The following is a 26,865-nucleotide window of genomic DNA, read 5'->3' on the forward strand; positions in this document are numbered from 1 at the left end:
TACAGATATACCGCTGTGGCAATAAAAAGGCCTGAGTCCGTTACCCGGAGTCAGGCCTGATGATGTTAACGACGGCGCGTTTACATGCGTTCTACGGTTTCGATACCCAACGTATCCAGACCCAGTTTCAGCGTCTTCGCCGTCAGTTGCGCCAGTTTTAAGCGGCTATTGCGAACCGCGTCATTCTCGGCGCTGAGAATAGGGCAGTGCTCGTAGAAGCCGGAGAACAGCCCGGCGACGTCATACAGATACGCGCACATGACGTGCGGCGTACCTTCACGCGCGACCACCGTCAGGGTTTCTTCAAACTGCAGCAGACGGGCGGCGAGCTGCGCTTCGCGATCTTCGCTAATGATAACCGGCGCGCTCGCCAGCGCCTGCTCGTCGATATCCGCTTTACGGAAAACAGACAGCACACGCGTATAGGCATACTGCATATAAGGAGCGGTATTGCCTTCGAAAGCCAACATATTATCCCAGTCGAAGATATAGTCAGTGGTGCGGTTTTTTGACAGATCGGCGTATTTCACCGCGCCAATACCGACGGCGTTAGCCAGTTTTTCCAGCTCGTCAGCCGGCATATCCGGGTTCTTCTCCGCCACCAGACGACGCGCGCGCTCCAGCGCCTCATCCAGCAGGTCCGCCAGTTTCACCGTACCGCCCGCGCGAGTTTTAAACGGTTTACCGTCTTTACCCAACATCATGCCGAACATGTGATGTTCCAGCGGAACGGAATCCGGCACATAACCGGCTTTGCGCACAATGGTCCAGGCTTGCATCAGGTGCTGGTGCTGACGGGAGTCAATGTAGTAGAGCACGCGGTCGGCGTGCAGCGTTTCGTAACGGTATTTGGCGCAGGCGATATCGGTAGTGGTATACAGATAACCGCCATCTTTCTTCTGAATAATGACGCCCATCGGATCGCCTTCCTTGTTTTTAAACTCATCAAGGAAAACCACCGTTGCGCCTTCGCTTTCAACCGCCAGTCCTTTGGCTTTCAGATCGGCGACGATGCCCGGCAGCATCGGATTATACAGACTTTCGCCCATCACATCGTCACGCGTCAGAGTGACGTTCAGACGATCATAGGTGATCTGGTTTTGCGTCATCGTGATATCAACCAGCTTACGCCACATCTCACGGAAATAGGCATCACCGCTCTGCAATTTGACGACGTAGTTACGCGCGCGCTCGGCAAACGCTTCATCTTCGTCATAATGCTTTTTCGCATCGCGGTAGAATCCTTCGAGATCCGCCAGCGCCATGTCGCCCGCGTTTTCCTGCTGCTGTTTTTCCAGCCAGGCGATAAGCATACCGAACTGGGTGCCCCAGTCGCCGACGTGGTTAGCGCGAATAACATGATGGCCCAGAAACTCCAGCGTGCGTACTGCCGCATCGCCGATAATCGTGGAGCGTAGATGACCGACGTGCATCTCTTTCGCGACGTTGGGCGCGGAGTAGTCGACGACAATTGTCTGACGAGTCGGCTGAGAAACGCCCAGACGATCGGAGGCCAGCGCCTGTTGCACCTGTTCAGCGAGAAAAGCCGGTTCGAGGAAAATATTGATAAAGCCAGGGCCGGCGATTTCAACCTTGCTGGCGATGCCGCTGAGATCCAGATGAGTCAGCACCTGCTCTGCAAGTTGTCGGGGGGCCATACCCAGTTTTTTCGCAACTGCCATCATGCCGTTGGCCTGATAGTCGCCGAACTGAACTTTGGCTGACTGACGAACCTGGGGCTCGCAATCTGCAGGCGCGCCTGCAGCAATCATGGCCTGACTAACTTTTTCTGAGAGAAGAGCCTGAATATTCACCGGAATACCTTACGTTTATGAAGCGGGCTGTATTGCCCGCGCCAGTTTAAGAATTAGGGCGGGAGTATACTGCAAATGCCCGTTGGCGTCAGCATTGCGCGCGCGGCGCGTCGCCTGAAATATACGCAACAATAATCTGCATAAGCATTCAATAAACGCCCAATCAAATCAAAGGTTGGTTGCCGGGGCGCAACAGCGTAAATTAGCGGTTTTCACAGCAAGAAGAGCGTCCTGATATGGCGAACTGGCAACACATTGATGAACTGCATGATATTTCCGCAGATTTACCGCGATTCACTCTGGCGTTCAGAGAACTTTCCACTCGCCTTGGTCTGCAGATTAGCGCCCTTGAGGCCGATCACATTTCATTGCGCTGTCACCAGAATACGACGGCGGAGCGTTGGCGTCGCGGTTTTGAACAATGCGGCGAGCTACTGTCGGAAAATATCATCAACGGCAGGCCGATTTGTCTGTTTAAACTGCATGAACCGGTATGTGTGGAACACTGGCGGTTTTCTGTTATTGAATTACCGTGGCCGGGAGAAAAACGCTATCCACACGAAGGGTTGGAGCATATTGAAATCGTGCTGCCCGGCGAGCCGGAGACCTTGAACGCGAGGGCGCTGGCGTTGTTGTCGGATGAGGGGCTTAGTCAGCCGGGGATCGTGGTTAAAACCAGTTCGCCACAGGGCGAGCATGAACGTTTGCCAAACCCTACGCTGGCTGTGACCGATGGCCGCGTCACGGTAAAATTTCATCCATGGTCGATTGAAGCGATTGTCGCCAGCGAACAGGCGGCCCATTAACCTGCCGAGCGGAGTGAATATGGCGTTACTTGAGATCTGTTGTTACAGCATGGAATGCGCGCTCACCGCGCAGCGAAACGGCGCGGATCGTATCGAACTGTGCGCCGCGCCGAAAGAAGGGGGGCTTACGCCTTCTTTCGGCGTCTTACGCAGCGTACGCGAGCATATTACGATTCCCGTACATCCGATTATTCGTCCTCGCGGCGGGGATTTTTATTACACTGACGGCGAATTTGCCGCCATGCTGGAAGATATTCGCCTCGTCAGAGAGTTGGGTTTTCCCGGGCTGGTTACTGGCGTGTTGACCGTTGATGGGGATGTCGATATGTCGCGAATGGAAAAAATAATGGCGGCGGCCGGGCCGCTGGCGGTGACATTCCACCGCGCCTTCGATATGTGCGCTAATCCCTTCAATGCGCTAAAGAATCTGGCTGACGCAGGCGTAGCAAGAGTACTGACTTCCGGACAAAAAGCCGATGCGGCGCAAGGTTTATCAATAATTATGGAACTTATTGCCCAGGGGGATGCTCCAATCATTATGGCTGGTGCGGGGGTTCGTGCAAATAACCTGCAGAATTTCCTCGATGCCGGAGTACGGGAAGTACACAGTTCCGCCGGAGTCTTACTGCCTTCGCCGATGCGCTATCGCAATCAGGGGTTATCGATGTCTGCCGATATACAGGCGGACGAGTATTCTCGCTATAGGGTAGAGGGTGCGGCGGTCGCTGAAATGAAAGGAATCATTGTTCGCCATCAGGCCAAATGATTTTTACCGTTGCATCATGTCGCCCAATATGATGCTTGCTCGTACCAGGCCCCTGCCAATTCAACAGGGGCCTTTTTTTCTCCTTCATATTTCAAGCCGCAGCAGCGTTGGCCGCCTCGCGCACCCCGGGAACGTAGCTACCTACGTTCCCGGGGATTTGCTGCGTTGCCGCCTTGCTGCAACTTGAACTATTTTGGAGAAACGGTGCTATACGTAACGATCATTCGACAATCCATCACGGTTTACGCGCAATCAGCACCGCGCGCTGCGGGGCGGGATAGCCTTCCACCGTCTTGCTGCGATCGTTCGGGTCGAGGAAATCGGCCAGCGACTCGGTAACCATCCATTCGGTACGGCGTTGCTCTTCGGTGGTAGTGACGCAGACATCGGCGATACGCACATCAATAAAGCCGCATTTTTCCAGCCATTTTTTTAATGCCGGCGCGGAAGGAATAAAATAGACGTTACGCATCTGCGCGTAGCGGTCACCCGGCACCAGTACGGTATTTTCGTCGCCGTCGACGACCAGCGTTTCCAGTACCAGTTCACCCTCGTTGACCAACTGATCTTTTAACTGCCACAGATGCTCCAGCGGCGAGCGACGGTGATAAAGCACCCCCATCGAGAAGACGGTATCAAATGCTTTCAGCGCCGGGAGTTGTTCAATGCCCAACGGCAGCAGATGCGCGCGCTGATCGTTACCCAACAGTTTACGCACCGCCTCAAACTGGCAGAGGAAAAGCTGTGTAGGATCGATGCCGACCGCCAGATGTGCGCCCGCGCCAATCATCCGCCACAGGTGATAGCCGCTGCCGCAGCCGACATCAAGGATCGTCCGGCCGGTTAAATCTGACAGATGCGGCAGTACGCGATCCCACTTCCAGTCGGAGCGCCATTCGGTATCAATATCTACGCCATAAAGCGAGAACGGGCCTTTACGCCACGGCATCAGATTACGCAGCAACGTATCAATACGCTTTAGCTGACCTTCGCTGAGCGGCGTTTCGCTTTCCGCCGTGACGCTGTGCAGTAAATCCAGCCGCCAGGGCGTAATTTCCGGTAAAAATTCTACCGCGTTCGACCACTGTTTAAACAAGCCATGCTGCTGCTCGCGTTGCCAGGCGGCAATCTGCGCGGGCAATGTTTCCAGCCAGTGGGAGAGATGATTTTTAGCAATGAGCTGATAAAAGTTACCAAACTCGATCATGCGGCAACTCCGGCTTTTAACGCGACAAGCGACCCGAAATTAAAGCACTGGAACCACAGTTCACTGTGTTCGAAACCCGCCTTACGCAGGCGCGCTTTATGTGTTTCCACCGAGTCGGTGAGCATCACGTTTTCCAGCATACTGCGCTTCTGGCTGATCTCCAGTTCGCTGTACCCATTCGCGCGTTTAAAATCGTGGTGCATGTTGAATAACAGCTCGCCCACTTTCGCGTCTTCAAAGCTAAATTTTTCCGACAGTACCAGCGCGCCGCCGGGATTCAACCCCTGGTAAATCTTATCCAGCAATGCCTGGCGTTCGGCAGGTTCAAGGAATTGCAGGGTAAAATTCAGCACCACCATCGAGGCGTTTTCAATAGTGATATCGCGGATATCGCCTTCAACGACTTCAACCGGCGTTGGCGCTTTATATGCATCAATATGGCGGCGGCAGCGTTCTATCATGGCCGGGGAGTTATCGACGGCGATAATGCGACAATGCTCATGGCGGATATTACGCCGAACAGACAGCGTCGCGGCGCCCAGCGAGCAGCCCAGATCGTAGACCTGCGTGTTCGGCTGCACAAAGCGTTCAGCCAACATGCCGATCATGGAGATGATGTTGGAGTAGCCTGGTACCGAACGCTGAATCATGTCGGGGAAAACTTCGGCTACTCGTTCATCAAAAGTCCAGTCGCCGAGACGGGCGATAGGCGCAGAAAAAAGCGTGTCGCGGTGAGACATAACGTATACATCCGGGAAAAATAAAGGCGCATATTGTGCGCTAATACAGGGAGAAAACCAACTCCCAGGGCATATACCACAGGTTTGCCAGCACCATCAGCAACAATGCGCACCAGGTAGCGCTCATCCCCGCCCGCCGCCAGCGGAACAGGCGGTGGTGAAAACCGTAATAATGCATCAGCCGACCGGCGATTAAAATGATGCCGCAGATATGCACCATCCACGTTTCGGCGCCGTTCATTTCCATAAACAGCAGCAGCACCAGCGCGACAGGAATATATTCCACCGCGTTGCCATGAATACGGATGGCGCTTTGTAATTCGCTAAAACCGCCGTCGCCATAGGCGACACGGTACTGCATTCGCAAGCGAACGACATTAAAAGAGAACTTCATTAATAATAACGCACCCAAAACGGCATACAGCGCGCTTACCATACAAACTCCCTTTTAAAATGGCTGATGGCACTGTCTATGATAGGGGGCATTTTCAGAAAAGAGAAGATTGCTGTGGAATGGACGGAGCAGTGCCGATTTCCGGTAAGACGCTGCGTAAATCATGCCAAAGTGTATTCACCAGTTCCGGCGCCTGCGCGATATCCGGAGTATGTAAAAACAGAAAAGGCGTGGTGGTCTGCCGCCACTGCGGGAGTTTCTGCAACCAGGCGGCGAAAAACTCACGGTTTTGCGCCATATTATCGCTACCGATAAAACGCACCATCGGATGGCTAGCCGTCACGACAGCATGTACCGGAACTTTGGGTTTTTTTCGCTGCGCGTCGCGGACGGCCTCGCTGTGGGGATGGGCGGCATGTACCGGACGACTATCCAGGATCACGCGGTTTACGCCGCGCGCGTGTAACCCGCGATTGAGCCGCTGTTCATCCTCACCTTTGTCAAAAAAACACGGATGACGAACTTCTACGCCATAGGTAAACGTGGCGGGGAGCGCATCAAGAAACTGCCATAAGGCGGGGAGATCGCGCGGTCCAAAGGCGGCGGGCAACTGCAGCCAGTATTGGCCAATACGCGTTTCCAGCGGCGCCAGGCGGGTAAAAAACGCCTGTACCAGATCGTCGCAATGGCGCAGCGCGGCCTGGTGAGAAATGGTCGCGGGAAATTTAAAGCAAAAACGGAAATCGTCCGTAGTTTGCGCATACCAGCGATCGACAATTTCCGCTTTCGGCAGCGCGTAAAGCGTGGTGTTGCCCTCCACGCAGTTAAAGTGGCGGGCATACTCTTCCAGACTGGTGATGCCGAGCCGCGCCCATTTCGGGTGCGACCATTGCGGCAAGCCAATGTAGATCATAAGGCGTTTAAAATATCCTCTACGCTGCGTACCCGGCCAATGCGCGGGAAAATATGCGTCATACTGCTCTGATGCTGCTCACTGCTGGCGGCGCTACAGGCATCTTCGGCAATAATAAGGTTAAATCCCAACTCCCAGGCGTTACGCGCTGTGGATTCGACGCCGATATTGGTTGAGATCCCGCACAATATGATGGTGTCGATACCCCGGCGGCGAAGCTGTAATTCCAGATCGGTGCCGTAAAACGCGCCCCACTGGCGTTTAGTCACTTCCAGATCGCTGTCCTTTTTACCCAATGCCGTAGGCCAGGTCCACCAGTTTTCCGGCAACGCGTGCGCAGGCGTTGCGGCATCCACGGGTTGTTTTAACGCTTCGGCATAATCATCAGACCATCCGACGCGTACCATAACCACGGGCGAGCCGTTGGCACGACACTTTTCCGCCAGCCGCGCGGCGCGGGCGACCACCTCATTTGCCGTATACGGGCCGCCGGCAAACGGAAGAATTCCTTCCTGTAAATCAATAACCACCAGGGCGGTTGTGGTCGCGTTGAGTTTCAGCATGATAATCACTCTCCTAAAAATAGCGTATTTCACTACACCTTAAGCGCGATTAAAGAGGAAAGCGGTGACAAATATTGTTAATTTTTGTGAGCATACGCAATACCCGCGTGAAAAACCCGGGTACAGTCAGTATGAACCAAGTGTCGATACCGCATGAAACGGGCAAGTTATCGCTCCCATGCTGGATTGACTCTTATCGTGCGGCAGAATTTCCAGTATAATAGCCGCCTTTTTTCATCCAGTTGTGACATACAGCTAAAGCTGCGACTTCGTCGCCTGCATGGCAGGCAACAATCCGCCTGCGGCTAAGTTAAGGGATATCTCATGCGTACAGAATATTGCGGACAGCTACGTCTGTCCCACGTGGGGCAGCAGGTGACTCTGTGTGGTTGGGTCAACCGTCGTCGTGATCTTGGCAGCCTGATCTTTATCGATATGCGCGACCGCGAAGGTATTGTGCAGGTGTTCTTCGATCCGGATCGTGCGGACGCGTTAAAGCTGGCCTCTGAACTGCGTAATGAGTTCTGCATTCAGGTTACGGGCACCGTGCGTGCGCGTGACGCGAAAAACGTCAATGCGGATATGGCGACCGGCGAAATTGAAGTGCTGGCGTCCTCTCTCACTATCATCAACCGCGCAGACTCACTGCCGCTTGACGCTAACCACGTTAATACCGAAGAGGCGCGTCTCAAGTACCGCTATCTGGATTTGCGTCGTCCGGAAATGGCGCAGCGCCTGAAAACTCGCGCCAAAATTACCAGCCTGGTGCGTCGTTTTATGGACGATCACGGTTTCCTTGATATTGAAACGCCGATGCTGACCAAAGCCACGCCGGAAGGCGCGCGCGACTATCTGGTGCCTTCGCGCGTGCACAAAGGTAAATTCTACGCACTGCCGCAGTCGCCGCAGCTGTTCAAACAGCTCCTGATGATGTCCGGTTTCGACCGTTACTATCAGATAGTCAAATGCTTCCGTGATGAAGACTTACGTGCTGACCGTCAGCCGGAGTTTACTCAGATCGACGTCGAGACCTCCTTCATGACCGCGCCACAGGTGCGCGAAGTGATGGAAGCGCTGGTGCGCCATTTATGGCTGGAAGTGAAAGGCGTGGATCTGGGGGATTTCCCGGTCATGACGTTTGCCGAAGCGGAACGTCGTTACGGTTCCGACAAACCAGACCTGCGTAACCCGATGGAACTGGTAGATGTCGCTGACCTGCTGAAATCGGTAGAGTTCGCGGTCTTCGCGGGCCCGGCTAACGATCCGAAAGGCCGCGTGGCAGCGCTGCGTGTGCCTGGCGGGGCGCAGCTTAGCCGTAAGCAGATCGACGATTACGGTAACTTTGTTAAGATCTACGGCGCGAAAGGCCTGGCGTATATCAAAGTTAACGAGCGCGCGAAAGGTCTGGATGGGATTAACAGTCCGGTGGCCAAGTTCCTGACCGCCGACATCGTCGACGCTATCCTTGAACGTACCGGCGCGCAGGACGGCGACATGATCTTCTTCGGCGCAGATAACAAAAAAGTGGTTGCCGATGCGCTGGGCGCGCTGCGTCTGAAACTGGGCAAAGACCTGAGCCTGACCGACGAAGACAAATGGGCGCCGCTGTGGGTGATTGACTTCCCGATGTTTGAAGACGACGGCGAAGGCGGTCTGACCGCGATGCACCATCCGTTCACCGCCCCGCGTGACATGACGGCGTCTGAACTGAAAACTGCGCCGGAAGAAGCCGTCGCTAACGCTTACGATATGGTGATTAACGGCTATGAAGTGGGCGGCGGTTCGGTGCGTATTCACAACGGTGAAATGCAGCAAACCGTATTTGGTATTCTCGGTATCAATGAGCAGGAGCAGCGCGAGAAGTTCGGCTTCCTGTTGGATGCGTTGAAATACGGTACGCCGCCGCACGCGGGCCTGGCGTTTGGTCTGGACCGTCTGACCATGCTGTTGACCGGCACCGATAATATTCGTGATGTTATCGCCTTCCCGAAAACGACCGCCGCCGCGTGTCTGATGACCGAAGCGCCGAGTTTCGCCAACCAGGCAGCGTTGACGGAGTTGGGTATTCAGGTTGTGAAGAAAGCCGAGAATAACTGATATGAACAATGTACACGACATCATTCGCGTGATATCGCGGCGGCCCGCAAGGGGGAGCCTCATCAATGCGCGGCGTCACCCAACAGCCAACAACGAGGTCGCGTGAAGGATAAAGTGTACAAGCGCCCCGTTTCGGTCCTGGTGGTTATTTTCGCGCAGGATACGAAACGGGTGCTAATGTTGCAGCGACGCGACGACCCGGATTTTTGGCAGTCAGTGACTGGCAGCATAGAAGAAGGGGAGACCGCGTTGCAGGCCGCCGTGCGTGAAGTCAAAGAGGAGGTCACGATTGATGTTGCGGCAGAGCAACTGACCTTAATCGACTGCCAACGTACGGTGGAGTTTGAAATTTTTTCACATTTACGTCATCGCTATGCGCCGGGCGTTATGCACAATACAGAATTCTGGTTCTGCCTTGCGTTACCGCATGAGCGGCAGGTGATATTCACTGAACATCTGACGTACCAGTGGCTTGATGCGCCTGACGCGGCGGCGCTTACCAAGTCCTGGAGTAACCGGCAAGCGATTGAAGAGTTTGTCATTAACGTCGCCTGAAAAGGCGCGCTTTTTTTGAGGAAATATTTATGGCAGGTCATAGTAAATGGGCCAACACCAGACATCGTAAAGCTGCGCAGGATGCCAAGCGCGGTAAAATCTTCACTAAAATTATTCGTGAACTGGTAACGGCAGCTAAATTGGGCGGCGGCGATCCGGATGCCAACCCGCGTCTGCGCGCGGCTGTAGATAAAGCGCTGGCCAACAACATGACCCGCGACACTCTGAACCGTGCCATCGCTCGCGGTGTGGGTGGTGATGAAGACTCGAACATGGAAACCATCATCTATGAAGGTTATGGTCCTGGCGGCACGGCCATTATGATTGAGTGTCTGAGTGACAACCGTAACCGTACCGTAGCGGAAGTGCGTCATGCTTTCAGCAAGTGCGGTGGTAATCTGGGTACCGATGGCTCAGTGGCGTACCTGTTCAGTAAGAAAGGGGTCATCTCCTTTGAGAAAGGCGATGAAGATACCATCATGGAAGCTGCTCTGGAAGCCGGTGCGGAAGATGTTGTGACCTATGATGATGGCGCGATTGATGTTTACACTGCCTGGGAAGAGATGGGCAAAGTGCGTGACGCGCTGGAAGCGGCGGGTCTGAAAGCGGACAGCGCCGAAGTGTCCATGATCCCGTCAACCAAAGCGGATATGGATGCGGAAACCGCGCCGAAACTGCTACGTCTGATCGATATGCTGGAAGACTGTGACGATGTTCAGGAAGTCTACCATAACGGTGAGATCTCTGATGAGGTGGCGGCGACCCTGTAATGGTGCTGTTAAACGCCGGCGGGCAGGGGGTATAGCGTGTCGATTATTCTCGGTATTGACCCCGGCTCGCGCATTACCGGTTATGGCGTTATCCGTCAGGTAGGCAGACAACTGACCTATCTGGGCAGCGGATGTATTCGCACCAAAGTCGATGATTTGCCGTCTCGTTTGAAGCTCATATACGCAGGCGTGACGGAAATCATCACGCAGTTCCAGCCGGACTATTTTGCTATCGAACAAGTGTTTATGGCGAAAAATGCCGATTCAGCCCTCAAGCTGGGACAGGCGCGCGGCGTCGCGATTGTCGCCGCGGTCAATCAGGAACTGCCCGTGTTTGAATACGCGGCGCGTCAGGTGAAGCAAACTGTCGTCGGTATTGGTAGCGCGGAAAAAAGCCAGGTACAGCATATGGTTCGTACGTTGCTGAAGCTCCCCGCTAACCCGCAGGCAGACGCCGCAGATGCGCTGGCTATCGCCATTACGCATTGCCATGTTAGCCAGAACGCGATGCAAATGAGCGAGAGCCGACTCAATCTGGCGCGGGGAAGGTTGCGCTAAATCATTCTCCCTCAGCCTCGCGTTGAGGGGTTTCAATTCCACAGGCACTAATTAATTCTAAATTGGGATGTTGCCACAGGCTGGCTGGCGTCACCGTCTTACGATCCCACGGGATTGAACCTAAAAACCAGAACTTCCAGAAGGCGAGTTTCGCATCAGGATTGCTGTGAAGTAATTCTTCGAATGTCTCAATATCGCCTACCGGAATACATAATGCTTCTTTATAGATATCAAACACAAATTTCGAGCAGAACTGGCGCGATGACTCGTATTTAAACCCCGTGTGATAAAACTTATTCAGCCGGGCGGGAACCTGTTCCATGATGGCGAGTTTCTGTTCGACCGTCAGACCGCCGCACAGGCGACGAACCGCGTAACGTTGTCCAGCTGAACGTTGTATAAACAGTGACAGCGTGGTGACGGTTGAGAGGGGGACGCGACTTTCCGCCACCAGATAGTCATCACCATTATGACCAATAATAATCCCAACATGGTTGCTCCAGCACTGTGAAGCGGTGGATATCTGGCCGAAAAGCGCGGCACCTATACAGGTAAAGACGATATCCCCGGTTTCATATTGGACAGAATAATGTTTTTTCATGTTCATGTTCCATTATTACCTAAAATAATATCCTTTATTTTACGCTATTGGATAATTAGCATTATACTCACATAATGACAAGATATTATTATCAATAAATATCCATCATGAATATTATAATTTACGGTGATAATGTTTTTACCTCTTTCCAGAGGTGAAAGTGAAAGGGAGGATAGACGAACGCAGGGAATAAGTGGGCTGTCCTTTCCATATTATATAATTGTTTGTATCGCCATATATTTTTTTGAGTCTATGTTATTGTCTGGTTGTGTTTCTCTTCATGCTTATTGCTTATTGCTTATTGCTTATTGCTTATTGCTTATTGCTTATTGCTTATTGCTTATTGCTTTTGTTTTTAATAGGCATGTGAGGTGTGATCTGGCAAGAGTGGTTGGCGCAAATATTTGGCTGACTCTGCGTTATATTAAGCGCCAGGGGGAACAGGAGGCGAAAGTGCAAAAGGTTAGGTTGCAATGCAAAAAAATATCGAGTCTGTACTGTTCATCAATCGCTGATTATTATTCTTGTAAAGGGTAAGGAAGTGATTAACAACGGTACCGTTTATCTCGTTCATGGTCCAGAGGTTGAAGGACATTTCCCATTAAACCACCTCTGCATATAACGGCTGAGGCGGCTTAATTCAATTAATGCTATGCATTAAACTGTGATGGTAATCTGGCAATTATTGGAAGGACTGCTGGCATTCCCGATAATTTAACCCTTGTGGCCAGGTATCCCGCTCCGTTTCCCCTTGAATCATTTTATCTGCTTTCACAAAGGAGTCTTTATCGCGGGCAATGCAGGAAGTTATCAGAATATTATTAAGCGTGCGGGTTGATGGGAACTGTTTGTAGCGATCTCTCCAACCTTGCAGCATATCGTCCCAGGAGACAATCTGACGTTTATTCAGTAAAGCCATTAATTCAGGTTGGTAATGGATTGCATTACTCCAGATATAAGCGTAGTAAGAAAGTCCCGATTGATCTTTGTTTTTTTCTGCGGCCATTCTGGCGATTTTTTCGACTTCTTCCGGAGAACCACCCCATTTAGGCAAACGAGCAACCATGGCCTCGATATAAATATTTTGATAGGCGGGATATTTTTTGCTGGCTTCTTCCAAAGTGCTATAGAGCAGCTCTTTATCCTCAAGATTGCGTGCGACCATTTCCATTTCCTGATACCAGGTCACATCTTTGTCGGCAATATCTTTGTTCTTTAACAGATACTCTTTTTCCTGAATCATCAGCTTCTTATATTTCGGCCATATATCAGAGTCCACCGTGCTGGCCGCACCTTCACCGCGTAAATTCACGGCTTTAGCATCAAAAACCATTGCTTGCAGCAGCCTTGCACCCGTGGATTTGGGGTTTGCTTTAAGCCACTCTTTTGCCACGCCAGAAATACCATTGTCGGAAACATCTACTGAAAAAAGATTATAGATCCCTCCCCATGCGATAACCAGTTTATGAGTTCCGCCGCTGGTTGTCGGGAATCCGGTATTGTATTCCTGAAACATAGCGTCCAGCTTGTCCCACTTTTGGCTGACAGTATAGGCGATAGCTTGTTGCTCAATGGCCATTCTTTCCCGTGTTTCCGTGAGGCTATTAGCTGACGCCAGCGCAGGAATAGCCATTAATGCACCTATGACAATATTTTTCAATAACATTGAATTTCTGTCCTGAATGATTAAATAACAAGATGATTAAAAATGTTTATAAAGGATGTGCTTTCACCGGAGGAAATTCAAGCTATAGTGATAATGCGTATCTGGACTTTTTATTTATTATTCTTACAGAAAATGTTATTGAATTATATTTATTATAGACACTTATTATATCTCCACATCATGGGGCGCGGCGGCACCCGGTGGTGTTGCGCGACCGATTCGAAGGGAAGGCCATTGAGATAGGCGAATAACGTGTTTTTCATCTGGATAAACATCCAGTCTTTTTTTATGATAGTGCATTATCTTTTCAGCCCTTTACGCAGGAGCTTCATGTGATAGGCAGACTCAGAGGCATTATTCTCGAAAAACAACCCCCGATCGTGCTGCTGGAGACAGGGGGCGTAGGCTATGAAGTACATATGCCTATGACCTGCTTTTACGAGCTGCCGGAGGCCGGGCAGGAGGCAATCGTCTTCACCCACTTTGTGGTGCGTGAAGATGCGCAGTTGCTGTACGGATTCAACAATAAGCAAGAGCGCACGCTGTTTAAAGAGCTAATTAAAACGAATGGCGTCGGGCCTAAGCTGGCGCTGGCGATTCTCTCCGGCATGTCGGCGCAGCAGTTCGTCAATGCGGTTGAGCGCGAAGAGCTTGGCGCACTGGTGAAGCTGCCGGGTATCGGCAAGAAAACCGCCGAAAGGCTGATTGTCGAAATGAAAGACCGCTTTAAAGGGCTACATGGCGATCTCTTTACGCCAGCGGTCGATCTGGTATTGACGTCGCCGGCCAGCCCAACCTCGGAAGATGCAGAACAAGAAGCAGTTGCTGCGCTGGTGGCGCTGGGTTATAAACCGCAAGAAGCCAGTCGGATGGTAAGCAAGATCGCCCGTCCGGATGCAAGCAGTGAAACACTGATTCGCGACGCGTTACGCGCCGCGTTATGAGGTAAAGGATGATAGAAGCAGATCGCCTGATTTCAGCAGGCGCCACGATCGCAGAAGACGTCGCCGATCGCGCCATTCGCCCGAAGCTATTGGCGGAATATGTCGGCCAACCGCAGGTGCGCTCCCAGATGGAGATCTTTATTCAGGCGGCAAAACTGCGTGGCGACGCACTAGATCACTTGCTGATTTTCGGCCCGCCAGGGTTAGGTAAGACGACTCTGGCGAATATCGTTGCCAATGAAATGGGCGTCAATCTCCGAACCACGTCCGGCCCGGTGCTGGAAAAAGCAGGCGATCTGGCGGCTATGCTCACCAATCTTGAACCGCATGATGTGCTGTTTATTGATGAGATTCACCGGCTTTCACCGGTGGTGGAAGAGGTACTCTATCCGGCGATGGAAGATTACCAGTTGGATATTATGATTGGCGAAGGGCCTGCCGCACGTTCAATTAAGATCGATCTGCCGCCGTTTACGCTCATTGGCGCGACGACGCGCGCCGGGTCGTTAACGTCCCCGCTACGTGACCGTTTTGGTATTGTGCAGCGCCTGGAGTTCTACCAGGTGCCCGATCTGCAGCACATCGTCGGGCGCAGCGCAAGGCACATGGGGCTTGAGATGAGCGATGACGGCGCGCTGGAAGTGGCGCGTCGGGCGCGCGGTACGCCGCGTATAGCCAACCGTCTGCTCAGACGTGTGCGTGATTTTGCTGAGGTGAAGCATGACGGGGCTATTTCAGCGGAAATTGCCGCGCAGGCGCTGGATATGCTGAACGTCGATGCGGAAGGATTTGATTATATGGATCGCAAGCTACTGCTGGCGGTTATTGATAAATTCTTCGGTGGTCCGGTGGGACTGGATAACCTGGCGGCGGCGATTGGCGAAGAGCGTGAAACCATTGAGGACGTGCTGGAGCCGTATCTGATTCAGCAAGGCTTTTTGCAGCGCACGCCGCGTGGGCGTATGGCAACGGTGCGCGCCTGGAACCACTTTGGTATTACGCCGCCAGAGATGCCTTAACGCCTGAAGTCGCTGCGCTCATCAGACCTGGGCGATTTTGTAGGCCCGGTAAGCGCAGCGTCACCGGGCAACACACGCTTAGCTTGCCTGCTTTTTCATCATACTGAAGATAAACAGCAGCGCGGCACATAGCACTACGGATGGCCCTGCCGGGGTATCATAAAAGGCTGAGAAGGTCAGTCCACCTGTAACCGCTATCATACCTACACCAACGGCGACGCCCGCCATCTGCTCCGGCGTACGGGCAAAGCGACGCGCGGTTGCGGCGGGGATAATCAGCAGCGACGTAATGATCAGCGCTCCGACAAACTTCATCGCTACGCCAATGGTTAACGCCGTTACCAGCATCAATAGCAGCTTCACGCGCTGTAACTTCACGCCATCGACAAAGGCAAGATCCGGACTGATAGTCATTGACAGCAAGTTGCGCCACTGCCAGAAGAGAATGGCCAGCACAATAACTACCCCAATAGCGATCGAGATAAGATCTTCCGGCGTGACGGCCAGTAAATCGCCAAACAGATAAGCCATTAAATCAACACGGACATTGGACATCAGGCTGACCACGACCAGTCCTAAAGATAAGGCGCTGTGCGCCATAATGCCCAGTAAGGTATCAATCGCGAGGTGAGGGCGTTTCTCCAGCCATACCAGACCGGCGGCCAGCAGCAGCGTAACGGCGATTACCGCATAAAAGGGGTTAACGTCCAGCAACAGGCCAAACGCCACGCCCAGAAGCGACGCGTGAGCCAGCGTATCGCCAAAATAGGACATCCGACGCCAGACCACAAATGAGCCCAAAGGACCAGCGGCGCACGCCAGCATCATCCCGGCCAGCCAGCCGGGCAGTAATAATTCAATCATGAGTGACCATTTCCCCGGCGCAGTACAATACGACCCTGTAAATCGTGGCGATGATTATGATGATGGCGATAAATCCCTAATTGCTCCGCGCCTCGCGGGCCAAACATAGAGATAAATTCCGGATGCATAGACACCACTTCCGGCGCGCCGGAACAGCAAATATGATGGTTCAGGCATAACACTTCATCCGTCTTTGCCATGACCAGATGTAGATCATGCGACACCATCAGCACGGCGCAATCGAGTTCACGGCGCAGCTGATCGATAAGGTCGTATAACGCGACCTGGCCGTTGACATCCACGCCTTGCGTCGGCTCATCAAGTACCAGCAACTGAGGCCTGTTAAGCAGAGCACGCGCCAGCAGTACGCGCTGTGTCTCACCGCCAGAGAGTTTTTGCATGGGCGCGTCAATCAAATGTCCGGCCTGAACGCGTTTAAGCGCCGGGAGAATATCCGTTTTTTGTGTGCCGGGACGTAAACGTAAAAATCGGTTTACCGTCAGCGGAAGCGTGGTATCGAGATAGAGCTTTTGCGGGACATAGCCGATACGGAGTTGCCCGTTGCGCTTGATCACCCCTTCATCAGGGGCTACCAGTCCTAAAACCACGCGTACAAGCGTTGACTTCCCCGCGCCGTTAGGGCCGAGAAGCGTTAAAATTTTTCCGGGGCTCAATTCAAGCGACACGTCAGAGAGGACGCGGCGTTGACCAAATGAGACCGAGACGTTTTCCAGTGAAACTAAACTTGTCATGTTAATTTTAGGCTTGCAGAAGTGATAGAATGTTATAATATCACATTTCACACATTCATTACGATGATTAGTCGCATTATGTTACAGAAAAATACGCTTCTTTTCGCAGCATTATCCGCCGCGCTTTGGGGGAGTGCAACCCAGGCTGCCGACGCCGCCGTTGTCGCTTCGCTTAAACCGCTTGGGTTTATCGCTTCCGCCATTGCTGATGGCGTTACGGATACACAAGTATTACTTCCGGATGGGGCTTCCGAGCATGATTATTCATTGCGTCCATCAGACGTAAAACGCTTACAGGGCGCGGACTTAGTCGTCTGGGTTGGCCCGGAAATGGAAGCCTTTATGGAGAAGTCGGTCAGGAATATCCCTGATAATAAGCAGGTTACCATTGCGCAACTTGCCGATGTAAAACCGTTACTCATGAAGGGCGCGGATGATGATGAGGATGAACATGCGCATACGGGCGCCGATGAGGAAAAAGGTGACGTACATCACCATCACGGCGAATATAACATGCATCTTTGGCTCTCCCCAGAGATAGCGCGGGCTACAGCGGTTGCAATCCATGAAAAATTAGTGGAACTTATGCCGCAAAGTCGAGCCAAACTCGACGCCAACCTGAAGGATTTTGAGGCACAATTAGCCGCAACCGATAAACAGGTCGGTAACGAGCTCGCGCCGCTCAAGGGGAAAGGGTATTTCGTTTTTCATGACGCCTACGGTTACTACGAAAAACACTACGGACTCACCCCGCTCGGTCACTTTACCGTGAACCCTGAGATACAACCTGGCGCGCAGCGTTTACATGAAATAAGAACACAGTTGGTTGAGCAAAAAGCAACCTGCGTTTTTGCTGAGCCACAATTCAGGCCAGCGGTCGTGGAAGCCGTGGCGAGAGGGACATCCGTTCGAATGGGAACACTGGACCCCCTCGGGACGAACATTAAACTGGGTAAAACAAGCTATTCAGCGTTTTTAAGCCAATTAGCCAACCAGTATGCGAGCTGCCTGAAAGGAGATTAACGAGGAAGTGAATACGTGCAACAGATAGCCCGCTCTGTCGCCCTGGCATTTAATAATCTGCCCCGACCCCACCGCGTTATGCTGGGGTCACTTACCGTTCTGACACTGGCCGTCGCCGTATGGCGGCCCTATGTTTACCACCCAGAATCCGCGCCAATCGTTAAAACTATTGAACTGGAGAAAAGCGAGATTCGTTCCCTCTTACCGGAGGCCAGCGAACCCATCGATCAGGCCGCGCAGGAAGATGAAGCTATTCCTCAGGATGAGCTGGACGATAAAACCGCAGGCGAAGTCGGCGTCCATGAATACGTCGTCTCCACAGGCGATACGTTAAGCAGCATTTTGAATCAGTACGGCATCGATATGAGCGATATTAGCCGACTTGCCGCTTCTGATAAGGAGCTGCGCAATCTGAAAATTGGCCAACAGCTTTCCTGGACACTGACCGCCGATGGCGATTTACAGCGTCTGACATGGGAAGTCTCCCGCCGTGAAACGCGTACCTACGATCGCACTGCCAACGGTTTTAAAATGAGCAGTGAAATGCAGCAGGGGGACTGGGTTAACAGTCTGCTGAAAGGTACGGTAGGGGGTAGCTTTGTCGCCAGCGCGAAAGAGGCCGGTTTAACCAGCAGCGAAATCAGCGCAGTGATAAAAGCCATGCAGTGGCAGATGGATTTTCGCAAGCTGAAAAAGGGCGATGAATTTTCGGTTCTGATGTCGCGCGAGATGCTGGATGGCAAGCGTGAACAGAGTCAGTTGTTGGGCGTGCGGATGCGTTCCGATGGTAAAGATTACTACGCCATTCGCGCCGCTGACGGTAAATTCTATGACCGTAACGGTGTTGGCCTGGCGAAAGGCTTTTTACGCTTCCCGACCGCCAAACAGTTCCGCATCTCCTCCAATTTCAATCCGCGCCGTCTGAACCCGGTTACTGGACGCGTTGCGCCGCATCGTGGCGTTGACTTTGCGATGCCGCAGGGTACGCCGGTGCTGTCGGTGGGGGATGGCGAGGTCGTGGTCGCTAAACGTAGCGGCGCTGCCGGTTACTACATTGCGATTCGTCATGGACGCACCTACACCACACGTTATATGCACTTGCGTAAGCTGCTGGTGAAACCGGGGCAAAAAGTGAAACGTGGCGATCGTATTGCGCTTTCTGGTAACACCGGGCGCTCCACAGGGCCGCATCTGCATTATGAGGTATGGATCAACCAGCAAGCCGTTAACCCTCTAACAGCAAAATTGCCGCGCACGGAAGGTCTGACGGGGTCAGATCGTCGTGAATACCTGGCACAGGTGAAAGAGGTTCTGCCGCAACTGCGCTTCGATTAACAAATGCGCTGACAGAGCCGGTACGCGATGTGTGCCGGCTTTTTTGTTTTGTGTGAGACGCAGACGTCGCTACACTATTCACAATTCCTTAATTCCTTTTCGCGTCAGCAGACCCTGGAAAAGCATGGAAACCAAAAAAAATAATAGTGAGTATATCCCTGAATTCGAAAAATCCTTTCGCTATCCGCAGTATTGGGGCGCCTGGTTGGGCGCGGCGGCAATGGCGGGGATCGCATTAACACCGGCATCATTCCGCGACCCTTTGCTGGCGACGCTGGGGCGTTTTGCCGGACGGCTGGGGAAGAGTTCTCGTCGCCGGGCGCTAATTAATCTGTCATTGTGCTTTCCGCAGCGTAGCGAAGCTGAACGCGAAGCGATTGTCGATGAGATGTTCGCCACCGCGCCGCAGGCAATGGCGATGATGGCTGAGTTGGCGATGCGCGGTCCGAAAAAAATTCAACAGCGTGTTGACTGGGAAGGTCTGGAGATTATCGAGGAGATGCGTCGTAACGACGAAAAAGTCATTTTTCTCGTACCGCATGGCTGGGGCGTCGACATTCCAGCCATGCTGATGGCCTCTCAGGGGCAAAAAATGGCGGCGATGTTTCATAATCAGGGTAATCCGGTTTTTGACTATATCTGGAACACCGTGCGTCGGCGTTTTGGCGGACGTTTGCATGCGCGCAATGACGGGATTAAACCCTTTATTCAGTCTGTTCGTCAGGGCTACTGGGGTTACTACCTGCCGGACCAGGATCACGGCCCGGAGCATAGTGAATTCGTTGATTTCTTTGCGACATACAAAGCAACGCTGCCTGCGATTGGTCGGCTGATGAAAGTGTGCCGCGCACGCGTGATACCGCTTTTCCCGGTGTATAATGGTAAAACGCATCGCCTGACTATCCAGATTCGCCCGCCAATGGACGATCTGCTCACGGCTGACGACCACACTATCGCCAGACGGATGAACGAAGAGGTCGAAATTTTTGTCGGCCCGCATCCGGAACAGTACACCTGGATCCTGAAGCTGCTCAAAACCCGCAAGCCAGGCGAGATTCAGCCGTATAAGCGTAAAGATCTTTATCCTATCAAATAAATAAAGCCTCTCGTAAGAGAGGCTTTATGCTGACAAACCCTGTACTACCTGATGAACAGGCGTGGAGGAGTTTTACTCAACGGTCAAAATACGCGTGGTATTGGTTGAACCGACGGTGCTCATGACATCGCCCTGAGTCACGATAACCAGGTCGCCGGAAACCAGATACCCTTTATCGCGCAGCAGATTAACAGCTTCATGCGCCGCGACAACGCCATCAGCCGCGCTATCAAAATGCACTGGCGTTACTCCGCGGTAGAGCGCGGTCAGGTTCAGCGTGCGTTCATGGCGCGACATGGCGAAAATCGGCAGGCCGGAGCTGATACGGGAAGTCATTAGCGCGGTACGACCGGATTCCGTCATGGTGATGATCGCGGTAACACCTTTCAGATGGTTTGCCGCATACATCGCAGACATGGCAATGGCTTCTTCAACGTTGTCGAACTGCACGTCGAGACGGTGTTTAGACACATTGATGCTGGGGATTTTTTCTGCGCCCAGGCAGACGCGCGCCATTGCGGCAACGGTTTCAGAAGGATACTGACCGGCTGCGGTTTCGGCAGACAGCATAACCGCATCCGTGCCATCCAGGACGGCGTTCGCCACGTCCATCACTTCCGCACGGGTCGGCATCGGGTTGGTGATCATCGACTCCATCATCTGCGTTGCGGTGATGACTGCGCGGTTTAGCTGACGCGCACGGCGAATCAGCGCTTTCTGGATACCAACCAGCTCCGGATCGCCGATTTCAACGCCCAGATCGCCACGTGCGACCATCACAACGTCAGAGGCCAGAATGATATCGTCCATGGCGTTTTGGTCGCATACCGCTTCGGCGCGTTCGACCTTAGCCACAATTTTCGCGTCGCAGCCGGCGTCGCGCGCCAGGCGGCGTGCATAGTTCAGATCTTCGCCGCAGCGCGGGAAGGAGACGGCCAGATAGTCAACACCTATCAGCGCAGCGGTTTGAATATCGGCTTTGTCTTTTTCGGTCAGCGCTTCAGCAGAAAGCCCGCCGCCGAGCTTGTTAATGCCTTTATTGTTAGACAGCGGGCCGCCGACGGTGACCTCGGTAAAGACTTTCATGCCCTGGACTTCAAGCACTTTCAACTGCACTCGACCATCGTCAAGCAGCAGGATATCGCCAGGAACGACGTCTGCCGGCAACCCTTTGTAATCAATGCCGACTTTTTCTTTGTCGCCTTCGCCTTTACCCAGGTTAGCGTCTAACAGAAATTTGTCCCCGATGTTGAGGAACACTTTGCCTTCTTTAAAAGTGGAAACGCGAATTTTTGGCCCTTGCAGGTCGCCTAAAATAGCCACATGACGCCCCAGTTTGGCGGCAATCTCACGGACTTTATCAGCACGCATTTTATGATCTTCCGGCGAGCCGTGAGAGAAGTTCATACGTACTACGTTTGCGCCCGCGGCGATAACCTTCTCAAGGTTGTTATCGCGGTCAGTTGCCGGGCCTAACGTGGTAACGATTTTGGTTCTGCGAAGCCTTCTGGACATGTAATACTCCGTTGACTAAAACAACTTGGTGTTGCGTGAACATTGATCCGGTCGTTCTGAAACCTTAACGGTATAAAATGAACGTCCCCGGATGACGAAAAGGGTAGAACATTGTTATTGCTTTTAGCGGTCATCACTCTTGATGAGTAATTCTTTATCAAAACGCGATTCCTTGAGCGCTTCCTTGACACGCTTCAAGTTATCTCTGAATTTTGCCCCGCGACGCAAAGTAAATCCCGTTGCCAGCACATCTATCACGGTCAGCTGAGCAAGTCGAGAGACCATGGGCATATAAATGTCTGTATCTTCCGGTACGTCGAGGGTAATGGCCAGCGTGGCTTCGCGCGCCAGCGGCGTTCCAGCGGAGGTCAGGGCGATCACCATCGCATCGTTTTCCCGCGCCAACTGCGCCAGTTCCACCAGGCTCTTGGTTCTGCCAGTATGCGAAATGAGCACGACGACGTCATCATCGCTACAATTCATACAGCTCATCCGTTGCAGCACGATATCGTCGGAGTAAATCACCGGCACATTGAAGCGAAAAAACTTATTCATGGCGTCATGCGCGACCGCGGCGGAGGAACCAAGACCAAAAAAGGCGATTTTTTTTGCCTGGGTCAGTAAATCGACCGCGCGGTTGACGGCCGATTTATCCAGCGACTGGCGAACATGGTCGAGACTGGCCATAGCGGACTCGAAGATTTTTCCTGTATAGGCCTCGACGCTGTCATCTTCATCCACATTGCGATTAACATAGGGGGTGCCATTTGCCAGACTTTGCGCCAGATGCAGTTTAAAATCAGGAAAGCCGCGGGTATTCATGCTGCGACAGAAACGGTTCACCGTTGGCTCGCTAACGTTAGCTTCCTGGGCCAGCATGGCAATGCTTAAGTGAATCGATCTGCCTGGGGCGGCCAGAATAACATCGGCGACTTTTCGTTCAGATTTGCTTAAATGTTCCAGTTGAGACTGGACTTTTTCCAGCATATTCATGATTAGCAAGGCTCATGGGTATTAGCGATTTCAATGATGCGCGAAACCGAGCGCGTTTTGTTAGATATTACTCCTGGCGACTGCCGAAGGGGGCAAAATGGCTAAAAAAGGTGTCGTTTTTTTTCATTACATGACCGATGTCGGATTTTGAGTTCCAGCTTGTGTGGAAAAGCGACAATTTTATTAGGCGTTTTGCCGATTATATTGCCAATCAAACGCCGGTTCACCCATGAAAAGGCGTTTACGGTTTCCGTAATCTCGTAAAAGCAGTACAGTGCTGTGTAATAAAATTACAACGATATCCTGGCTAAAGTACCAGGAGATTAACTGAGGAGAATGACATGGCGGTAACGCAAACAGCCCAGGCATGTGACCTGGTCATTTTCGGCGCGAAAGGCGACCTGGCGCGCCGGAAACTGCTGCCTTCCCTGTATCAGCTTGAGAAAGCCGGCCAGATCCATCCGGATACCCGGATCATTGGGGTGGGGCGCGCGGACTGGGATAAAGAAGCTTATACCCACGTCGTGCGTGAAGCGCTGGAAACCTTCATGAAGGAAAAAATTGATGAAGGCTTGTGGGATACGCTGAGCGGCCGTCTGGATTTTTGTAATCTTGACGTTAACGATACGCCTGCGTTTAGTCGCCTGGGCGATATGCTGGATCAAAAAAACCGCACCACCATTAACTATTTTGCGATGCCGCCCAGCACCTTTGGCGCTATTTGCAAAGGGTTAGGAGAGGCTAAACTCAACGCCAAACCGGCGCGCGTCGTGATGGAAAAACCGTTGGGTACTTCGCTGGCGACCTCGCGTGAGATTAACGATCGGGTCGGCGAATACTTTGAAGAGTGCCAGGTATATCGTATCGACCACTATCTGGGTAAAGAAACGGTTCTCAACCTGCTGGCGCTGCGTTTTGCCAACTCGTTATTCGTTAATAACTGGGATAACCGCACTATCGATCACGTTGAGATTACCGTAGCGGAAGAGGTGGGGATTGAAGGGCGCTGGGGATACTTTGACCAGGCCGGTCAGATGCGCGATATGATCCAGAACCACTTGCTGCAAATTCTCTGCATGATTGCCATGTCACCGCCGTCTGACCTGAGCGCCGACAGTATTCGCGATGAAAAAGTCAAAGTGTTGAAATCGCTGCGCCGTATTGATCGCTCCAACGTGCGTGAAAAAACGGTTCGTGGTCAATACACCGCTGGCTTTGCGCAGGGTCAAAAGGTGCCGGGCTATCTGGAAGAAGAGGGCGCGAATAAAAGCAGCAACACCGAAACGTTCGTCGCGATCCGCGTCGACATCGATAACTGGCGTTGGGCGGGCGTGCCATTCTATCTGCGTACCGGCAAGCGTCTGCCAACCAAGTGCTCTGAAGTCGTGGTTTATTTCAAGACGCCTGAACTGAATCTCTTTAAAGAGTCCTGGCAAGACCTGCCGCAGAACAAATTGACGATTCGCCTGCAGCCGGATGAAGGCGTAGATATTCAGGTGCTTAACAAAGTACCGGGGCTGGATCATAAGCATAATCTGCAGATCACGAAGCTTGATCTGAGCTACTCCGAGACCTTTAATCAGACGCACCTGGCGGATGCCTATGAACGCCTGCTGCTGGAAACGATGCGTGGCATTCAGGCGCTGTTTGTCCGCCGTGACGAAGTGGAAGAAGCCTGGAAGTGGGTGGACTCCATTACCGAAGCATGGGCGATGGACAACGACGCGCCGAAGCCGTATCAGGCGGGCACCTGGGGACCGGTAGCGTCCGTGGCGATGATTACCCGTGACGGTCGTTCGTGGAATGAGTTTGAGTAAATTTGCCACTCACTCTTAGGTGGTATTTTACCGGTAACATGATCTAACACAGATTGTAGAATCATTTTTGCACTTTTAAGCCTCGTGTGGATTCACCTGCGAGGCTTTTTTTATTACACTGCCTGAAACGATTTTGCCCCATTATCACCGGACATCATGTATTTCACTGTCTTTCCACATTGATGAAACGCATGGTAAACCCGGTAGCCGGACAGATAAATTTCAGGAGCCTCTATGAATCCTAATTTGTTACGCGTAACACAGCGTATTGTCGAACGCTCGCAGCAGACCCGAGAAGCCTATCTTGCCCGCATTGAGCAGGTGAAAACCGCCACGGTCCACCGATCTCAACTGGCCTGCGGCAACCTGGCGCATGGCTTCGCCGCCTGTCAGCCAGAGGACAAAGCCTCGCTGAAAAGTATGTTGCGCAATAATATCGCCATTATTACCTCCTACAATGACATGCTCTCTGCGCATCAACCGTATGAACATTATCCGCAGATTATTCGTCAGGCCCTGCATTCCGTGAATGCGGTAGGTCAGGTCGCAGGCGGCGTACCGGCAATGTGCGATGGCGTTACGCAAGGGCAGGATGGCATGGAGTTGTCATTACTCAGCCGCGAAGTGATAGCGATGTCGGCAGCAGTAGGCCTCTCTCACAATATGTTTGACGGCGCGTTATTCCTCGGCGTATGCGACAAAATAGTTCCGGGGCTGGCGATGGCCGCGCTCTCTTTTGGTCATTTACCCGCGATTTTTGTTCCGTCAGGCCCGATGGCGAGCGGCCTGCCGAATAAAGAAAAAGTCCGTATTCGTCAGCTATATGCGGAAGGAAAAGTAGACAGAATGGCGCTGCTGGAGTCGGAAGCCGCCTCTTACCATGCGCCGGGCACCTGTACATTTTACGGCACCGCCAACACCAACCAGATGGTGGTGGAGTTTATGGGAATGCAGTTGCCGGGTTCCTCGTTTGTGCATCCGGATGCGCCGCTGCGCGAGGCATTGACTGCCGCTGCCGCACGTCAGGTAACACGTCTTACCGGCAACGGCAATACGTGGATGCCGCTCGGTAAAATGATCGACGAAAAAGTCGTGGTGAACGGCATTGTCGCGCTGCTGGCTACCGGCGGTTCCACCAACCACACCATGCATCTGGTTGCAATGGCGCGCGCGGCGGGCATTCTGATCAACTGGGATGACTTCTCGGATTTGTCGGAAGTGGTTCCGTTGATGGCGCGTCTGTACCCGAACGGTCCGGCGGACATTAACCACTTCCAGGCGGCGGGCGGCGTACCGGTATTGATGCGTGAGCTGCTCAATGCCGGATTGCTGCACGAAGACGTTAATACTGTCGCAGGCTTCGGCCTGAAACGCTATACGCTGGAGCCCTGGCTCAACAACGGCGAGCTGGACTGGCGTGAAGGCGCGGAAAGGTCACTGGATAACGATGTCATTGCCTCTTTTGATAAGCCGTTCTCTCCTCACGGCGGTACTAAGGTGCTAAGCGGTAATCTGGGGCGCGCAGTAATGAAGACGTCTGCGGTACCGGTTGAAAACCAGATCATTGAAGCGCCTGCCATGGTATTTGAAAGTCAGCATGATGTGCTGCCTGCGTTTGACGCGGGCCTGCTTGACCGGGATTGTGTCGTTGTCGTGCGTCATCAGGGACCAAAAGCGAATGGAATGCCAGAATTACATAAACTCATGCCGCCACTTGGTGTATTATTGGACCGCCGTTTCAAAATCGCGTTAGTTACTGATGGACGACTTTCAGGCGCTTCGGGTAAAGTGCCTTCAGCTATCCACGTAACGCCGGAAGCCTACGATGGCGGCTTACTGGCAAAAGTGCGCGATGGCGACATCATTCGCGTGAATGGGCAGACAGGTGAGTTAACTCTGCTGGTCGACGAGGCGGAACTTGCCGCTCGTCAGCCTCATATTCCGGACCTGAGCGCGTCGCGCGTCGGAACGGGGCGTGAGTTGTTTGGCGCGCTGCGCGAAAAGCTGTCGGGTGCGGAGCAGGGCGCAACCTGTATCACTTTTTAAGATGACACACT

Annotated in this window: 25 protein-coding genes; 13 read left to right on the plus strand and 12 right to left on the minus strand. The window is 52.8% G+C overall.

Features of this window, described 5'->3' with window-relative positions; all coding sequences use genetic code 11:
• Positions 1 to 80 precede the first annotated feature (80 nt).
• On the minus strand, positions 81 to 1,814 hold the full coding sequence (argS, locus tag J4617_RS01740; RefSeq protein WP_001025358.1) for an arginine--tRNA ligase: 1,734 nt from the start codon (positions 1,812 to 1,814) through the stop codon (positions 81 to 83).
• 236 nt (positions 1,815 to 2,050) lie between these two features.
• On the opposite strand from argS, the gene J4617_RS01745 reads away from it, so the two are divergent.
• Complete coding sequence (locus tag J4617_RS01745) at positions 2,051 to 2,620, plus strand: VOC family protein (RefSeq protein WP_017466079.1); 570 nt, start codon at positions 2,051 to 2,053, stop codon at positions 2,618 to 2,620.
• A 19-nt stretch (positions 2,621 to 2,639) separates the two neighbouring features.
• Positions 2,640 to 3,386 (plus strand): copper homeostasis protein CutC, encoded by a 747-nt coding sequence (gene cutC / locus J4617_RS01750; protein WP_001185768.1) that lies wholly within the window; start codon positions 2,640 to 2,642, stop codon positions 3,384 to 3,386.
• A 235-nt stretch (positions 3,387 to 3,621) separates the two neighbouring features.
• Here cutC and cmoB read toward each other — a convergent pair whose 3' ends face one another.
• The 5 genes from cmoB to J4617_RS01775 are packed head-to-tail and all read right to left on the minus strand — an operon-like array spanning position 3,622 to position 7,203.
• The gene (cmoB, locus tag J4617_RS01755) at positions 3,622 to 4,593 is read right to left on the minus strand and encodes a tRNA 5-methoxyuridine(34)/uridine 5-oxyacetic acid(34) synthase CmoB (RefSeq protein WP_000569026.1); all 972 of its coding nucleotides are present in this window, start codon (positions 4,591 to 4,593) and stop codon (positions 3,622 to 3,624) included.
• Entirely contained in the window at positions 4,590 to 5,333 is a 744-nt protein-coding gene (gene cmoA, locus J4617_RS01760) for a carboxy-S-adenosyl-L-methionine synthase CmoA (protein ID WP_000019612.1), read from the minus strand. Before cmoA ends, cmoB begins: the two co-directional genes overlap by 4 nt.
• 40 nt (positions 5,334 to 5,373) lie before the next feature.
• Entirely contained in the window at positions 5,374 to 5,769 is a 396-nt protein-coding gene (locus J4617_RS01765) for an MAPEG family protein (protein WP_000252975.1), read from the minus strand.
• Positions 5,770 to 5,821: 52 nt separating this feature from the next.
• On the minus strand, positions 5,822 to 6,640 hold the full coding sequence (locus J4617_RS01770) for a DUF72 domain-containing protein (RefSeq protein ID WP_000639226.1): 819 nt from the start codon (positions 6,638 to 6,640) through the stop codon (positions 5,822 to 5,824).
• Positions 6,637 to 7,203: a hydrolase gene (locus tag J4617_RS01775; RefSeq protein ID WP_000916144.1), complete on the minus strand. Its 567-nt coding sequence runs from the start codon at positions 7,201 to 7,203 to the stop codon at positions 6,637 to 6,639. The genes J4617_RS01770 and J4617_RS01775 overlap by 4 nt, the downstream gene beginning before the upstream one ends.
• 324 nt (positions 7,204 to 7,527) lie before the next feature.
• On the opposite strand from J4617_RS01775, the gene aspS reads away from it, so the two are divergent.
• From aspS to ruvC, 4 genes are all read left to right on the plus strand, one after another.
• Complete coding sequence (gene aspS, locus J4617_RS01780) at positions 7,528 to 9,300, plus strand: aspartate--tRNA ligase (RefSeq protein ID WP_001258629.1); 1,773 nt, start codon at positions 7,528 to 7,530, stop codon at positions 9,298 to 9,300.
• 102 nt (positions 9,301 to 9,402) lie between these two features.
• Positions 9,403 to 9,855: a dihydroneopterin triphosphate diphosphatase gene (gene nudB / locus J4617_RS01785; RefSeq protein ID WP_000653693.1), complete on the plus strand. Its 453-nt coding sequence runs from the start codon at positions 9,403 to 9,405 to the stop codon at positions 9,853 to 9,855.
• Positions 9,856 to 9,884: 29 nt separating this feature from the next.
• Positions 9,885 to 10,625: a YebC/PmpR family DNA-binding transcriptional regulator gene (locus J4617_RS01790; RefSeq protein ID WP_000907242.1), complete on the plus strand. Its 741-nt coding sequence runs from the start codon at positions 9,885 to 9,887 to the stop codon at positions 10,623 to 10,625.
• Between the two features lie 36 nt (positions 10,626 to 10,661).
• Positions 10,662 to 11,183: a crossover junction endodeoxyribonuclease RuvC gene (gene ruvC / locus J4617_RS01795; RefSeq protein ID WP_000022509.1), complete on the plus strand. Its 522-nt coding sequence runs from the start codon at positions 10,662 to 10,664 to the stop codon at positions 11,181 to 11,183.
• A 1-nt stretch (position 11,184) separates the two neighbouring features.
• On the opposite strand, the gene J4617_RS01800 is transcribed toward ruvC, so the two are convergent.
• Positions 11,185 to 11,784: a YebB family permuted papain-like enzyme gene (locus J4617_RS01800; protein WP_000716750.1), complete on the minus strand. Its 600-nt coding sequence runs from the start codon at positions 11,782 to 11,784 to the stop codon at positions 11,185 to 11,187.
• 682 nt (positions 11,785 to 12,466) lie between these two features.
• Positions 12,467 to 13,363: a DUF4034 domain-containing protein gene (locus J4617_RS01805; protein ID WP_001597478.1), complete on the minus strand. Its 897-nt coding sequence runs from the start codon at positions 13,361 to 13,363 to the stop codon at positions 12,467 to 12,469.
• A 419-nt stretch (positions 13,364 to 13,782) separates the two neighbouring features.
• Here J4617_RS01805 and ruvA point away from each other — a divergent pair, with 419 nt between their 5' ends.
• Entirely contained in the window at positions 13,783 to 14,394 is a 612-nt protein-coding gene (ruvA, locus tag J4617_RS01810; RefSeq protein ID WP_000580335.1) for a Holliday junction branch migration protein RuvA, read from the plus strand.
• Positions 14,395 to 14,402: 8 nt separating this feature from the next.
• Complete coding sequence (ruvB, locus tag J4617_RS01815) at positions 14,403 to 15,413, plus strand: Holliday junction branch migration DNA helicase RuvB (RefSeq protein WP_000568504.1); 1,011 nt, start codon at positions 14,403 to 14,405, stop codon at positions 15,411 to 15,413.
• 78 nt (positions 15,414 to 15,491) lie between these two features.
• Here the strand turns inward: ruvB and znuB are convergent, their stop codons facing one another.
• Together znuB and znuC are read right to left on the minus strand one after the other, a co-directional pair.
• Entirely contained in the window at positions 15,492 to 16,277 is a 786-nt protein-coding gene (gene znuB, locus J4617_RS01820) for a zinc ABC transporter permease subunit ZnuB (protein ID WP_000571508.1), read from the minus strand.
• The gene (gene znuC / locus J4617_RS01825; protein WP_000203023.1) at positions 16,274 to 17,029 is read right to left on the minus strand and encodes a zinc ABC transporter ATP-binding protein ZnuC; all 756 of its coding nucleotides are present in this window, start codon (positions 17,027 to 17,029) and stop codon (positions 16,274 to 16,276) included. Before znuC ends, znuB begins: the two co-directional genes overlap by 4 nt.
• A gap of 78 nt (positions 17,030 to 17,107) precedes the next feature.
• Here znuC and znuA point away from each other — a divergent pair, with 78 nt between their 5' ends.
• The 3 genes from znuA (at position 17,108) to lpxM (ending at position 20,483) form a co-directional block, all read left to right on the plus strand.
• Positions 17,108 to 18,052 (plus strand): zinc ABC transporter substrate-binding protein ZnuA, encoded by a 945-nt coding sequence (gene znuA, locus J4617_RS01830; protein WP_000939597.1) that lies wholly within the window; start codon positions 17,108 to 17,110, stop codon positions 18,050 to 18,052.
• Positions 18,053 to 18,067: 15 nt separating this feature from the next.
• On the plus strand, positions 18,068 to 19,387 hold the full coding sequence (mepM, locus tag J4617_RS01835) for a murein DD-endopeptidase MepM (protein ID WP_001184028.1): 1,320 nt from the start codon (positions 18,068 to 18,070) through the stop codon (positions 19,385 to 19,387).
• Positions 19,388 to 19,511: 124 nt separating this feature from the next.
• Complete coding sequence (gene lpxM, locus J4617_RS01840) at positions 19,512 to 20,483, plus strand: lauroyl-Kdo(2)-lipid IV(A) myristoyltransferase (RefSeq protein WP_000448401.1); 972 nt, start codon at positions 19,512 to 19,514, stop codon at positions 20,481 to 20,483.
• 72 nt (positions 20,484 to 20,555) lie between these two features.
• Here the strand turns inward: lpxM and pyk are convergent, their stop codons facing one another.
• On the minus strand, positions 20,556 to 21,998 hold the full coding sequence (gene pyk, locus J4617_RS01845; protein WP_000091156.1) for a pyruvate kinase: 1,443 nt from the start codon (positions 21,996 to 21,998) through the stop codon (positions 20,556 to 20,558).
• A gap of 123 nt (positions 21,999 to 22,121) precedes the next feature.
• Positions 22,122 to 22,991, minus strand: a complete 870-nt coding sequence (locus tag J4617_RS01850; RefSeq protein ID WP_001056720.1) for a MurR/RpiR family transcriptional regulator — start codon at positions 22,989 to 22,991, stop codon at positions 22,122 to 22,124.
• A gap of 341 nt (positions 22,992 to 23,332) precedes the next feature.
• On the opposite strand from J4617_RS01850, the gene zwf reads away from it, so the two are divergent.
• Positions 23,333 to 24,808 (plus strand): glucose-6-phosphate dehydrogenase, encoded by a 1,476-nt coding sequence (zwf, locus tag J4617_RS01855; RefSeq protein ID WP_000301711.1) that lies wholly within the window; start codon positions 23,333 to 23,335, stop codon positions 24,806 to 24,808.
• Positions 24,809 to 25,042: 234 nt separating this feature from the next.
• On the plus strand, positions 25,043 to 26,854 hold the full coding sequence (gene edd / locus J4617_RS01860; protein WP_017466119.1) for a phosphogluconate dehydratase: 1,812 nt from the start codon (positions 25,043 to 25,045) through the stop codon (positions 26,852 to 26,854).
• Positions 26,855 to 26,865: the final 11 nt, after the last annotated feature.

This window comes from Salmonella sp. 32010601201800023SM (genome assembly GCF_017572235.1).
GTDB classification, from domain to species: domain Bacteria; phylum Pseudomonadota; class Gammaproteobacteria; order Enterobacterales; family Enterobacteriaceae; genus Salmonella; species Salmonella enterica.